This window comes from Candidatus Poriferisodalis sp., from assembly GCF_965221945.1.
Taxonomy (GTDB): domain Bacteria; phylum Actinomycetota; class Acidimicrobiia; order Acidimicrobiales; family Poriferisodalaceae; genus Poriferisodalis.
The window spans coordinates 478475-490614 of record NZ_OZ244925.1; the positions used below are offsets into that span (position 1 = coordinate 478475).

At 66.1% G+C, this 12140-nt stretch carries 15 protein-coding genes; 8 read left to right on the plus strand and 7 right to left on the minus strand.

Annotated elements, in window-relative coordinates; all coding sequences use genetic code 11:
* Window positions 1–29 precede the first annotated feature (29 nt).
* From ftsE to ACOQPH_RS02240, 3 genes are all read left to right on the plus strand, one after another.
* Window positions 30–764: a cell division ATP-binding protein FtsE gene (ftsE, locus tag ACOQPH_RS02230; RefSeq protein WP_420623126.1), complete on the plus strand. Its 735-nt coding sequence runs from the start codon at window positions 30–32 to the stop codon at window positions 762–764.
* On the plus strand, window positions 761–1654 hold the full coding sequence (locus ACOQPH_RS02235) for a cell division protein FtsX (RefSeq protein ID WP_420623127.1): 894 nt from the start codon (window positions 761–763) through the stop codon (window positions 1652–1654). Before ftsE ends, ACOQPH_RS02235 begins: the two co-directional genes overlap by 4 nt.
* Window positions 1655–1731: 77 nt before the next feature.
* Window positions 1732–2631: a crotonase/enoyl-CoA hydratase family protein gene (locus ACOQPH_RS02240; RefSeq protein ID WP_420623128.1), complete on the plus strand. Its 900-nt coding sequence runs from the start codon at window positions 1732–1734 to the stop codon at window positions 2629–2631.
* Between the two features lie 22 nt (window positions 2632–2653).
* Here ACOQPH_RS02240 and ACOQPH_RS02245 read toward each other — a convergent pair whose 3' ends face one another.
* Together ACOQPH_RS02245 and ACOQPH_RS02250 are read right to left on the minus strand one after the other, a co-directional pair.
* Complete coding sequence (locus ACOQPH_RS02245) at window positions 2654–3937, minus strand: MFS transporter (RefSeq protein ID WP_420623129.1); 1284 nt, start codon at window positions 3935–3937, stop codon at window positions 2654–2656.
* Between the two features lie 66 nt (window positions 3938–4003).
* Window positions 4004–4615, minus strand: coding sequence for an EthD family reductase (locus ACOQPH_RS02250; RefSeq protein ID WP_420623130.1), 612 nt, complete (start codon window positions 4613–4615; stop codon window positions 4004–4006).
* 133 nt (window positions 4616–4748) lie between these two features.
* Between ACOQPH_RS02250 and ACOQPH_RS02255 the strand changes: the two genes are divergently transcribed.
* Entirely contained in the window at window positions 4749–5093 is a 345-nt protein-coding gene (locus tag ACOQPH_RS02255) for a metallopeptidase family protein (protein ID WP_419552485.1), read from the plus strand.
* Window positions 5094–5136: 43 nt separating this feature from the next.
* Here ACOQPH_RS02255 and ACOQPH_RS02260 read toward each other — a convergent pair whose 3' ends face one another.
* From ACOQPH_RS02260 to ACOQPH_RS02275, 4 genes are all read right to left on the minus strand, one after another.
* Window positions 5137–6261: an acyl-CoA dehydrogenase family protein gene (locus ACOQPH_RS02260; protein ID WP_420623131.1), complete on the minus strand. Its 1125-nt coding sequence runs from the start codon at window positions 6259–6261 to the stop codon at window positions 5137–5139.
* Between the two features lie 187 nt (window positions 6262–6448).
* Window positions 6449–7573: an alpha/beta hydrolase family protein gene (locus ACOQPH_RS02265; protein ID WP_420623132.1), complete on the minus strand. Its 1125-nt coding sequence runs from the start codon at window positions 7571–7573 to the stop codon at window positions 6449–6451.
* Window positions 7574–7591: 18 nt separating this feature from the next.
* Window positions 7592–8092: a VOC family protein gene (locus tag ACOQPH_RS02270; protein WP_420623133.1), complete on the minus strand. Its 501-nt coding sequence runs from the start codon at window positions 8090–8092 to the stop codon at window positions 7592–7594.
* 145 nt (window positions 8093–8237) lie between these two features.
* Window positions 8238–8720, minus strand: a complete 483-nt coding sequence (locus ACOQPH_RS02275) for a 2'-5' RNA ligase family protein (protein WP_420623134.1) — start codon at window positions 8718–8720, stop codon at window positions 8238–8240.
* A gap of 217 nt (window positions 8721–8937) precedes the next feature.
* Between ACOQPH_RS02275 and ACOQPH_RS02280 the strand changes: the two genes are divergently transcribed.
* Together ACOQPH_RS02280 and ACOQPH_RS02285 are read left to right on the plus strand one after the other, a co-directional pair.
* Window positions 8938–9708, plus strand: a complete 771-nt coding sequence (locus ACOQPH_RS02280) for a hypothetical protein (protein WP_420623135.1) — start codon at window positions 8938–8940, stop codon at window positions 9706–9708.
* A gap of 102 nt (window positions 9709–9810) precedes the next feature.
* The gene (locus tag ACOQPH_RS02285) at window positions 9811–10002 is read left to right on the plus strand and encodes a hypothetical protein (protein WP_420623136.1); all 192 of its coding nucleotides are present in this window, start codon (window positions 9811–9813) and stop codon (window positions 10000–10002) included.
* A gap of 12 nt (window positions 10003–10014) precedes the next feature.
* Here ACOQPH_RS02285 and ACOQPH_RS02290 read toward each other — a convergent pair whose 3' ends face one another.
* Window positions 10015–10773 carry an indole-3-glycerol-phosphate synthase gene (locus ACOQPH_RS02290; protein WP_420623137.1) on the minus strand — a complete coding sequence of 253 codons (759 nt, stop codon included), beginning with the start codon at window positions 10771–10773 and terminating at the stop codon, window positions 10015–10017.
* Between the two features lie 190 nt (window positions 10774–10963).
* Between ACOQPH_RS02290 and ACOQPH_RS02295 the strand changes: the two genes are divergently transcribed.
* Window positions 10964–11218 (plus strand): hypothetical protein, encoded by a 255-nt coding sequence (locus ACOQPH_RS02295; protein ID WP_420623138.1) that lies wholly within the window; start codon window positions 10964–10966, stop codon window positions 11216–11218.
* 216 nt (window positions 11219–11434) lie between these two features.
* The gene (locus tag ACOQPH_RS02300) at window positions 11435–12094 is read left to right on the plus strand and encodes a hypothetical protein (RefSeq protein WP_420623139.1); all 660 of its coding nucleotides are present in this window, start codon (window positions 11435–11437) and stop codon (window positions 12092–12094) included.
* Window positions 12095–12140 lie beyond the last annotated feature (46 nt).

Below are 12140 nucleotides of genomic sequence, written 5' to 3' on the forward strand. Positions count from 1 at the left end.
CGACCCGGCCGCACAGCCCGAAGGCGCGCATGATCCGCTTCGACAAAGTCACGAAGATCTACAAGGGCCAGACGCGAGCGGTCAACGGCGTGACCCTCAATATCGAGAAGGGCGAATTCATCTTCCTGGTCGGGCCGTCCGGGTCGGGCAAGTCCACGATGCTGCGCCTCATGACCTGTGAGGAGAAGGTCACCGAGGGCAATATCCACGTGGCCGGAAAGGACTTGTCGAAGCTGACCAGCTGGCGCGTGCCCTACTTGCGGCGAAACATCGGCTCGGTCTTCCAGGACTTCAAGCTGCTGCCCAACAAGACCGTCTACGAGAACGTGGCGTTCGCGCTCGAGGTCATCGGTCGCCCCGAGAACGTCATCCGCACGCAGGTCCCAGCCATCTTGGAGCTGGTCGGGCTGGAAGACAAGCAGCGGCGTTTTCCTGACGAGCTGTCGGGTGGCGAGCAGCAGCGCGTGAGCGTTGCCCGTGCGTTCGTGAACCGGCCGCTCATCCTGCTCGCAGACGAGCCCACCGGGAACCTCGACCCTGACACCTCTGAGGAGCTCACCTCGCTGCTGGACCGGATCAATCGCACCGGCACAACTGTGGTCATGGCAACCCACGATCAGACGATCGTGGACCGCATGCGGCGCCGGGTAGTGGCGCTGCGGCACGGCGAGCTGGTGCGCGACGAGCAGCGGGGCGCGTACGGCAGCGAGACGGAGTCGCTGGAGGCTGTCGCCTCCCGGCCCCCCGAAAGGGTGGATCCGTGAGCCGGATCCGCTACTTCGCGCGGGAGACTTGGACCAACATCCGGCGCAACCTCACGCTGACGTTCGCTGCGATTCTCACCGTGGCTGTCGGCGTGATGCTGGTGGGCATGGGGCTCATGGCGGGCTACGCCAGCGGAAACGCGCTCGACCGCTGGGAGGGCGGCGTTCAGTTCGAGGTGTTCTTGAACCCGCAGATCGATCCCACCCAGATCGACGCACTCGGCATCGAGTTGCAGTCGCACCCTGAGATCGACCGCATCGAGTTCTTCAGCGCCGATGAGGCCTACGCGCTCGTGTCCCAGCAGATGGCCGACCAGCCCGAGCTGCTCGCTCAGGTGTCGCCCGAGGCGCTGCCCGCGTCCTACCGGGTGGTGCCCCGATCGGTCGAGTCAGAGCTGATCGAGTCCCTCGCTGCGCAATTCCGCCAGCGCCCTGGCGTGCTGTCCGTCCAGACCGGGCGTGAAGAGGTCGACGCCATCCGGACGTGGTTCACGTCGTTCCAAGGCATTGTGCTGCTGCTGTCGATCGTGCTGTCGGGTGCCAGCGTCATGCTGATCTTCAACTCGATCCGGGTGGCCATGTTCGCCCGCCGCCGCGAGATCGAGGTCATGAAGCTGGTCGGTGCCACGAACAGCTTCATCCGGTTCCCGTTCATGCTCGAAGGCATGCTGCACGGCCTCATCGGCGGCATCATCGGAGCCATTGCGGCAGGCGCATTGCGCGGCCATGTCGAGGGGCTGTTCTCTCGCTCGGAGATCCTGGCGTTCTTCAGGTCGTTCGTGGTGACGTCCAATCAGTTCACGACCGTGGTGTTCGTCACCGTGATCGCCGGCGTGCTGGTGGGCGTGCTCGGCTCCGCCTTTGCAGCGAGTCGCTTCCTCGACGTTTGAGACGGCTCGACGTGTAGAAACACCGGGGCCGTGGCATCAGGTGGCGGACATGAAGCGCTACGACCCGGGGAGGCCCCATGCCGGAGTTCGAGACGATCCTGTACGAGGTTGACGACCACGTGGCCACCATCACTCTCAACCGGCCGGAGCGACTGAACGCGTTCAACAGCCAGATGCTCTGTGATGTCATGGACGCCATTGACCTCGTTGACGCCGACGACGACGTTCGGGCAGTGATCTTCACCGGCGCCGGCCGCGGCTATTGCGCCGGTGCGGATCTCGGTGGGGGCTCCGCCGCCTTCGATTTCGACAATCAGACCGATGAGCAGAAGGCCGAACGGGCCGCAGAGCGACGCGAGAGCGACGATCTGTCGTGGATGCGTGATGGCGGCGGGCTGCTCGCGTTGCGCCTGTACGAGTGCAACAAGCCGCTCATCGCGGCGATCAACGGCCCCGCCGTCGGCGTGGGAGTCACGATGACGCTGCCGATGGACATCCGGCTGGCGTCGACCAAGGCGCGCATCGGGTTCGTGTTCGCCCGGCGGGGACTGGTGCCCGAGGCCTGCTCGTCGTACTTCTTGCCGCGCGTGGTCGGGCTGTCGCGTGCGTTGGAGTGGTGTTTCAGCGGCCGCGTCTTCGATGCAGCCGAGGCTCTCGAAGGCGGGCTCGTGCGCAGCCTGCACGAGCCCGACGATCTGCTGCCTGCAGCCCGAGCCATCGCTGCCGACATTGCCGAGAACACCTCGGCGATCTCGGTGACGGTGATCCGCCACATGCTGTGGCGCATGCTGGCTGCCGACCATCCAATGGAGGCCCACAAGATCGACTCGCGGGGGATCTACCACCTCGGGCGAGGCGCGGACGCGCATGAAGGTGTGGCGTCCTTTCTCGAGAAGCGACCTCCCGAGTTCACGCTGCGTCCGAGCCAGGACCTGCCCGAGTACGTCCCGTGGTGGGACGAGCCCGAATTCAGCTAGCCCCAATTCAGCTGGCCCAGCGTCAAGCGGGCCGGGCCCCGGATCCCGCCGAGGGCGCCGGGTCGTCGCCCCAGCCGGTGAGCAGGATGCCGGCGACGCAGGCAGCGACCGCGAGTCCGAAGGCGGGCCCGAAGCTGTCGAACCAGTCGGCGAGCAGGCCGCCGATCTGCGGCCCTGCCGCTAGGCCGAAGCCGAACAGGATCGTCGCAACCCCGTAGGCAGCACCGAACTCGTCGCCGGCGAGGTTGTCGCTGACGCGGGCGGCGATGGAAGCGATGATGCCGGTGAAGGCGGTGCCGAACACGAATGCCGACGCCCATGCGACCGGCGGCCCCCCGAGCGCGAGTACTGGGTATGCCGTCAAGGTGATAATCGAGACCAGCAAGACGCCGAAGCCGATGGTGACCGTGCGTCGTCTGCCGAGTCGGTCGGCCATGCGGCCGAAGATCGGACCGCCGGCGATGCTGCCGATGCCGATGGACGAGAAGGCGATCGCAGCGCCCCTCGCGTCGAAGAGGTCTGCGTAGCTCTCGAGGTGGCTCACGATGAACGTGAGCACCGTCGTCACGACGAAGGCGTGCAGCGTGTAGGCGGCGATCAGCCTTCCGGCTTGGGGCACCTTGCCGAGCGCGGCGCGGGCGCCGCCGAAACCCGTGCGGCCAGGTGTGCGCGACCACCTGCGCACGGCGATAGCGAGGGCCACCAGCACCACCGCGCCAATGACGAATTCGATCCGGTACACGTTGCGCGGATGACTGAGGTCTGCAGTGGCGAGCACGGCCTCGGTCGAGCCGGCGCTGGCCGGATCGCTCAGGAGTGCATCGATGGCGGCCGCTGCGACCATGCCGCTGCCGACGCCGCCGGTCATCCAGCCAGCGGCGGCACCCCTGCGTTCGGGCCCCAGCAGCTCGGCTGCGAGCCCGGGCGTGCCCACCCACACGCCGGCCGCGCAGAAGCCCGTCAGCGCGAGTGCAAGGGCCGTGACTCCCACGTTCGGGCTCCATGCCAGCAACGCCAAGCCGACCACGTTGCCTGCCAGGCCGATCCGAACGGCTCCGCTCAGGCCCGTGCGTCCGACCGTCACTGCGACCACCAGCGAGCCCCCGACGTACAGCAGCAGGTTCAGCGAACCGAGCGCGCCTGCGACGGTGTTGGACAGGCTGAACCCGTCTCGCAGGTCTGCGAACAGCAGCGAGTAGGTGAAGCGGCCGAACGACTGCGACACTGCCGCCGCTGCCGCCAACGTCAGCAGCGTGGCGATTCGCCGTGCGCGGCTGAACGATTCGGTATGGGCAGCGGTCGTCAAGGTCAGCTCGCCGTATGGCTCATGGCGTCAGACAGGCGCAATCCTGTGAGCGGCGCGGCGTGCGGCCTAGTCGTGCGGCCAGGTCACGGCGGGGACCGGGGGACGCTGATGGTAGATCGTCTCGGTAGTGATCACCCGGCGGGGCGAACGCTGCATGTCTGCGAACTTCGCGACGTCGGCGCGGATGACGTCCCGGTCGTGGTCGTCACCGAAGAATCGCTCACGCAGGTCTTCGAGCGAAGCGAACGAGACCAGGGCGAAGCCGTCGTAGGACGGGCCGTTGAGCGTGGCGACGACGCTGAGCTGGGTGTAGTCCCACATGCCCGGGTGATGCCTCAGCGCAAGCGGGGCGTGGGTGTCGCGCCAGTGGTTGTCGCCCTGCATGTGGGTCAGGTCAGGGTGGTGGACCATGGGAAAGATCGCCGTCAAGCCTGGTGACGCCGCGCCTGGGTCGGCCCCCAAGGGGCGCTCGCGGATGATGCGTGAGAAACCCAAGTACGTGCCGACTGTCGCAGCGCGTGCGAGCGCGTCGGGGGAGTCGGTCATGGCCCGCACCAGCGTGCGGAACGGGAAGTCGCGGCGGTCGTCCGGATCGGCCGCGTAGCAGACCCCGTTGACGTTGTCCGCTACCTCGGATGCGGCGTCGGGATCGTTGCCAGTGACGACGAGCTCAAGCACGCCAGCACGTTAGTGCTGAGCATCAAACACAGCGCAACGCAGTGCTGACCTCCGGGCACTGCCCAACCCGATGTTGGCCCTCGATCGCCGAGAAACCCACTGCTTTGGCTGCGGAGTCCGGCAGGATGGGGGCGTGCTCGAGATGGACGAGGCGAGGTTCGCTGAGCTGGTCGAGGAGGCGCTCGAAGACATCCCCGACGCGCTTCGCTCGCTCATGGACAACGTCGCGATCTTCGTGGAGGACCGCGGAGACGATCCCGATCTGCTCGGCGTCTATGAGGGCATCCCGCTGACAGAGCGCCATGACTATGGCGGGCTGGCGATGCCTGACAGCATCGTCATCTACCGGCTGCCGATCCTGGAGATGTGCGAGACGGCCGATGAGGCCGTCGAAGAGGTGCTGGTGACGGTGGTGCACGAGATCGCGCACCACTTCGGCATCGACGACGACCGGCTGCACGAGCTCGGCTGGGACTGACCTCGGTCGCGTTGCCGCTCCAGAACGCTCCCGCGCGGCGATCTCAGATGCGGCCGAGGCCGAGATCCAACCGGCCCCGCGCAACGTTCGCAGCAAGCACCTCAGTAGGACCTTCAGCAAGTCGCATCGCCCGTACCCGTCGCAGGATGCCGGCAAGTGGGTGGCCGTCGACGAGCGCCGTTCCGCCAACGAGCTGAATCGCATCATCGCAGACCCGGCTCAGCGTCTCGGTCGCGAGCGACTTGGCTGCCATGACCTCATTGACGGCGTTCTCGCCGGAATCGACCAGACGCGCCGTGCGGTAGAGCGCACTGCGGGCTGCGTAGGCGGCGATGCGCATGTCGCCAAGGTTGACCCTCTCGACATCGGTCCCGGTCCGCGCCGGGGTGTCCCCATCGCTGCGCCGCGCCGATCGTTCTGCGAGCGACTGCTCGACCAGGTCGATGGCGAACCGGCTCTGGCCGACGCAGTCGGCTGCAATCGATAGCCGTGTGGCGTTGATCTGGCTCAGCGCTCTGCCGAGCCCGCGTCCGACCTCGCCGATGACGTGCGTTGCCGGCACCCGAACATCGGAGAACGTGAACGCGGCGTGGTGGCTGCCATCGAGCGTCCCGAACCGCTTGGTCAGCGTCACGCCAGGCCTGTCAGTCTCAATGAGCACCATTGCCGGCCCGGTCCCGGAGATCTCGACGAGCGCATTGATGAAGGCGGCGTCGGCCCCGCCGGTGACGTACGACTTCTGGCCGTTGATCACCAGGTCGTCCCCGTCATGTACTGCCCAGGTGTGGCGGGGGGCGTCGGCGGGCTCGGTGAAGCCGAAGCCGCTGCGTAGCTCTCCAGCCAAGTACGGCAGCAGGAACTGGGTGCGCACCGGGTCGCCGACGTTGGCAAGCACTCCCGGTGACGGGCCGAGTATTCCTGGCAAGTGACCCACATTGCGGCTGCCGAGCGTGTCGCGCACGATGGTCAGCGCCAGCGCTCCCGCTTCAGTGCCGCCGAAGGCCGCTGGCTGGGTCATGCCGAACACGCCCGCCGCCTTGGATGCCTGCCGGGTCGCCGGGCCGAGATCCTCCGCGTCAACCCGTGCCGCAAGCGCCGCCAACTCGTCGGCAAGGCGCTCAACCGTGCGCAGGACCTCGGTGTGCTGCGAGTCGAGGAAGTCAGGCATCGGCAAGAGACTCCGGACCGGGATCAGCCGGCGGGCGGGCCGCAGCCTAAGCGGCCGCGTGGAGAGGTGACGTCTCGGAAAGCTGCCGTCGAGCGTTCTTTGTGCAAATTTGCCGCCTGTGGCGGCATTGCTGCGCAAAGTCGAGAACGGCGGGGCTGCCCGACTTCGCCGCCAATCCGTTCAGACTCTAAGCGGTGTGGGTGTGCACCCAGTCGGTGATCAGATCGGCTGCCTCGGCCCTCGCGCCTGAAGGCTGCCGAAGGTAATGGTCGCCGGCGATGCTGTGCAACGGCACGTCGGGCGCACCGGGTCGGCCGCGCAGCGCGCCGACGATCTTGGCCGTGTCAGAGGTGAAGATACCCGTGTCGGCATCAGCATCGATGACGATCGCCGGCAGCGTGATGTGCTGCGCCTGGTCGGTGCTGCACTGCGAGTCGCTGAGGCTCCACATCGACAACCAGGTTCGCAGGGAGCTGACCGTGCCGACACCGAAGATCCCGTAGTTGGCCCGGCGCGGATCGCCGAGGTAGCAACCGGGCACGCTTCGCTGGCTGGGGTCGATCGAGCCGTCGAGCATGCGCAGGTCGGCCCACAGTCGCGGGACCACGAACAGGCGCTCGCGGTGTCCCGCAGCAGCCAGTCGATCCAGCTCGTCCTTGCACCACGCGGTGATGCGGTCGTTGCGCGCACGCTGCGCGCTCCGGTACGCACCAATGAACTCAGGATCAAACGGGGGCTGCCGGTCCGCGGCGTAGGGGTCAAGGTTTGGGTCGACGCTGAGGGGATCGTTCTCGTCGGTGACCGATGGGTCCATCCAGTTCGTCAGCACTTCAGCGCGGCCGGTGTGCGCCACGATGGAGACGTAGAGGTCACCCCCCGCCATATCGTCGATCGCCGGGCTGAGACTTCGCCGGCTGTACTCGGGAACCAAGTTGGGTGCCGTGGCCTGGGCTTGATAGGTGGCCATGAGCGAGCCCCCGCCGCTGTTGCCCAGCAGCACAACGCAGTCGACGCCTTGGCCGCGCAGCCATCGGACCCCGACATCGATGTCCGCGAGAGCCAGATCGGCCAGGAAGTACGGCTCGGCACCCCGGAAGCGGGTGTTCCAGCCGAGGAATCCCAGCCCGCGCTCGGCGATGTATTCGGCCAAGTAGTGCTCGCTGAAGTCGATGTTGTAGTGGGTTGCGATCAGTGCTGTGCGAGGCTCGTGGCCCTCGGGCCGGTAGTAGACGCCCTGGCAGGGATGCCCGCCGACGCCGGCTCGGGGGGCGCTAGCGCTCGGCAGCGCGACGAACTCACGGGTGATGCCCATCTGCAGGCTGGCCTTTGTTCAGGCCGAGGCGTCAGTGGGCACCGGGGCGCGCATCACCGCAAGTGCCCCCTCGGGGTTGGGTTCGAAGCCGGTCGTATCCGCACACAGCTCGACCATGATGCCGTTCGGGTCGAGGTAGTAGAGCGACTGGCACCAGCCATGGTCGATGTCCATGAGCGGCTTCATCCCGGCCCCGGTCATGCGGTTGCGGACGGTCTCTTGCATTTCCGGTGTGGCCCGCACTGCGACGTGGTTGACCCAGACCGGCAGTCCCACCGACTTGCTGAGATCAGTGCTGAAGTCGGCCTGCTCGCCCATGTTGGCAATCTGGAAGAACGCAATGCACTCCCCGTCGCCGATGTCATAGAAGACGTGCTTGATCCAGCCTGTCGGACCGCCGTCAGGGTCTGGGCGCTCGTCCTGCTCGGCGTGGACCAGCGGGAACCCCATGAGCTCCTCATAGAAGTGGTGCGTCGCCTCGAGATCCTTCGTTGCGTATGCGACGTGATGAAGTCCCATGCTTCCCCCTGCTGTGACCGGCCCTTCTGCGAGCGATGGCGTTCTGCCGTGTCGATGCGCGAACACTGGCTTTGCCGTAACACGCGGTCTCAGGCTGTCACATTCCTGCAGGCCGATTCGCCAAGTCGGCCCGCAGCGGTCTAGGTCACTTGAGCGGGAACGTCGCGACGTCCACGTACTCGCCCCAGGGCGCCGATTCGACGAGGCTGATCTGGGTCACGTCGAACGCTTCGTGGAGCCGTGGCCAGTCCACCTGCGGCGGGCGGCGCCGGAACCGTGCCACGGTCAGGTGGCCTACGAACGGGTGGTCCGGCGGCGGGTCGCCGATGAACCGGGTGGGCTCGATGACCGAGGCGGCCAGCTCGTCGACGCCCTCGGCAGGCAGCATGAGCACACCCCGACCTAGTCGTTCTGGAGCGGGACCAAGCGTCACCTGAGCAGCGGGAAACGTCGTCGACTCCAAGGTGCTGCACGTCTCGTCCTGGTCGCACTCGCCGAGGAATCGCAATGTGATGTGCAAACGGTGCGGCTTTGTCCAGCTGACTCCCGGAGCGGCCGGTCGAGCAAGCCCAGCCAATTTGTCGACGACAGATTCGGGCGGCCACACGGCGACGAACAAGCGCGGCACGGCGTGAAACTAGTGGCCTATTGCGACATCTGAGAACGCCTGGCGGCGGGTTACGCTCCCAACCGTGGCCCGCCTCCTGCGACGCGCGACAACTCTCGTCGCTTGCTGCCTTGCGAGTACGGGCCTCGTGGCTGGCTGCAGCAGCGACAGTGACGAGACACCGCAAACGGTGGTCGAGGGCACGGCCGCGCCGGCCGCAGCGACCACGGAAGCCCCGGTGAGCGACACCTTGGCACCCGACCCTGATGAGGGAAGCGGCGCAGAGCGCCACGATGAAGACGGCGATGACCTTGAGTCACGCGACGAGGACGGGGGCGATCGTGACGACGGCGATGACGATGGCTACGAGGATGAGCAAGGCGACGAAGCCGATGCCTCGTCTCGGGACGACGACGACGCCGATGCATCGGTTGACGTCGATTTGGACGATCGTTCCGATCGCGACGACGGTGACGATGGTAACGAGGACGATGATCAGGGGGAGGACGGCCGCGAGGACGACGACACCGGCGATGGCCAAGAGTCGGTTGATGACGATTCGGATGATCGTTCCGATGACGACGTCGATGAGAACGGTGCCGAACGCGATGACGGCGATGACGGTGGCGAAGCCGGCGAGTCAGATGATCGGGAAGCCGAGTCCAGTGATGATCAGAATCCTGATGACGACCCCGCCACGAATGAGGATGAGGACCGCCAACAGGACGACGCAAGCGACGCGGCTGACGACGAGGCAGATGGTGACGCGGCGGAAGCATCCGACGATGAGCCGGGGGAGGGCACGGAACCAAACCCTGAGGACGACGAGTCTGAGGACACCCAGACGGACGTCGGCGGCGAAGCCGAAGACGTCACCACGCAACCCGAGCCGACCGAAAATCGGGCCCAAGTGCTGGCGCTCGCCGTACCACAGTTGGATGGCACAACCTTCGACATCGAAGCGGTGGCTGGCAGGGACGTACTGCTGTGGTTCTGGGCGCCGTGGTGACCGAATTGCCGGAGGGAAGCGCCTGCGGTCGCAGCGCTGAAGTCACAGCACGGAGACAACCTCGTCCTTGTCGGCATTCCCGGGCGCGATACCCCAGCGGCCATGTCGCGCTTCGTGAGCACGTACGGCGTCGGGAACATGCCGCACCTACCCGACGAGAACGGCGATCTCTGGACGAGGTTCGGCGTCAGCTACCAGCCCCGCTGGCTGCTGATCCGTGCCGACGGCACCGAGGAATCCGGCGGCGGCGTCCCACCCGACAACATCGTCCAAGACGCCCTCACTCCCGGCTGATCGGGGGAGCGGCTAGTCGTGCTCGGCAGCGGCCAAGAGGTCGCGCAGCAGCGCCGGAGGATCGTCTGCGGTGACCAGCGCTTCGCCGATCAACGCAGCGTGGTAGCCGGCCTCCACAATTGCCTTCATCGGCGTTCCGCCTGGCACGCCGATGCCTGACGCCGCCACCAGCAGGATCCCGTCGTCGATCCCTTCGAAGCGACGGCTGACCCGAACGGCCTTGTCGTAGTCCACGGTGAACTTCGTTGATTCGGGGTTGTCCCGCTGGTTGATCGCGATCATGTAGGCACCGACGTCGACTGCCACTTCGAATTCGGCCTCGTCTCGCACCTCAGTCAGCACGTCAACGCCGAGCGACAGCGCAAGCTCTTGCATCGGCGGCAGCTGCGACGGGTCGATATCGGCGAGGATGACGAGCAATGCGTCGGCACCCATGGCGTGGCTGTCGCGCACATCGTCGAGCGTGCGCAGGAAGTCCTTGCGCAGGACCGGCAGTCCGGTGACGTCCTTGGCGGCCTGCAAGTCCTCGGGGGAGCCGCTGAACCGTTCGCTCTCGGTCAGCACCGACAGACACGCCGCCCCGCCGGCCTTGTACTCGGACGCAAGATCGGCGGCGTCTGCGTCGGCCCGCAACGCCCCGCGTGACGGCGAGCGGCGTTTGATCTCGGCGATTACCGAGAGTCCTTCTTCCCGCAGCGCAGCGGCGAATCGATGTCCGGTCGCCACCGAACTCGCCTCGGCATCGTTTTCAGCAGCGTTGTCGGCAGCCATAGGGACGATCTCACTCCGCGACTCGGCAATGCCTAAGAGATTGGCCCGCGACTCTACGGGCCGCAACATGAACTAGGGCCCCGGTGCGCTGCCAGCGAGTCCTCGACGCGGCGGTTCTCGCCGGGCCTCAGTGCCCGTACGACAGAAATCGCTTGGGTGTTCGGTAAATATCGAAATATATTCAAGTTCCATGGATGAAGAGCTCTTGAATGATGACGGCGGTGAATTGCAGCGCCGTGAGCTGCGTGCCGCGGGAGTGCTCATCGCATCCGACGCACGGCTGCGGCCGACCACCACGATGGTCGCCGACGACGAGGCGGGTGACACCGTGGCGGTCGCTGCCCTGCTGCTCGACGTGACCCGCCCGGACTGCGTTGATCGAGTCGTGAGCTGGCTGCGCGATACGGCGACGCTCCTCGAGACCATCCGCGAGCTCGAGCGCTGAGCCCGCATCAACTCAATGTCGACGAGGAGCCTCTCCACGAGTAACTGCGGGAGCGAAACACGTGCCTATGGGCCACCGCGCTGCCACGCCGTTCCAGTTATCACAGCTAGTCTTGTCTGGGTGATGCTGTCTGTCAGAGAATTGCACAAGGTGATCGCGGCTACCGCGCATTGCGTGGCGCTGGATCGCTTTGCTTGCTCGAACATCCCCAGATAAGTGACGGGACGAATCGAGGACTCCAATCGTCCTGATGTCACGGCCCAGCTCGATTCCCTCTATGAATGGGAGCCCTCTGAACTCGACGCCGGCCTGCGCGCAGCCCAAGCGCGTGCGGTATCGATTGGGGCACTGGATATCGAGGGTTTCCGGCGCTGGGCGCTCGGCGACGTCACTGACAACAGGAACCGGGGGCTGTTCGCGGAGTGGCTGGTCGGCCAGGCGCTCGACGCGGTTGACGAGGCTGAGCCCCGTCGGGAATGGGATGCCTTCGATCTGGCGTACGGCAGTCTTCGCATTGAGGTGAAGGCATCTGGCCGCAGTCAAACGTGGAACCCAAACGAATCGGCGACGCCACGCTTTGACATCGCTCCCCGTAGGTACTCATGGGTGGCCGTCACTGACGAGTCGTTCGAACACGACCCGCCGGCTCGACTGGCCGACGTCTACGTGTTCTGCCTTCACGAGCCCGTTCCGGCGACGAACGAGAACGTCCTCGACCCTTCATCCTGGAAATTCTGGGTGATTGCGACTCAGTCTCTCGACGGTGAGCTCGGATCGCAGAAGACGGCTGGGCTGTCGACACTCGACCGACTCACCGAACCAGTCGAATGGCCCGATATCCAAGACGAGGTTGACCGAGCGATCGCGTCGGCGTAGCCAGTCCTCTGATCACATCCAAGAATCAGGCGAGGCGGCCGGACAA

Bases quoted from the DNA above. Each gene is read 5' to 3' on its own strand.
- ftsE (WP_420623126.1), top strand. From the start codon at position 30: ATGATCCGCTTCGACAAAGTCACGAAGATCTACAAGGGCCAGACGCGA.
- ACOQPH_RS02240 (WP_420623128.1), top strand. From the start codon at position 1,732: ATGCCGGAGTTCGAGACGATCCTGTACGAGGTTGACGACCACGTGGCC.
- ACOQPH_RS02260 (WP_420623131.1), bottom strand. From the start codon at position 6,261: ATGCCTGACTTCCTCGACTCGCAGCACACCGAGGTCCTGCGCACGGTT.
- ACOQPH_RS02265 (WP_420623132.1), bottom strand. From the start codon at position 7,573: ATGGGCATCACCCGTGAGTTCGTCGCGCTGCCGAGCGCTAGCGCCCCC.
- ACOQPH_RS02270 (WP_420623133.1), bottom strand. From the start codon at position 8,092: ATGGGACTTCATCACGTCGCATACGCAACGAAGGATCTCGAGGCGACG.
- ACOQPH_RS02285 (WP_420623136.1), top strand. From the start codon at position 9,811: ATGTCGCGCTTCGTGAGCACGTACGGCGTCGGGAACATGCCGCACCTA.
- ACOQPH_RS02290 (WP_420623137.1), bottom strand. From the start codon at position 10,773: ATGGCTGCCGACAACGCTGCTGAAAACGATGCCGAGGCGAGTTCGGTG.
- ACOQPH_RS02295 (WP_420623138.1), top strand. From the start codon at position 10,964: ATGGATGAAGAGCTCTTGAATGATGACGGCGGTGAATTGCAGCGCCGT.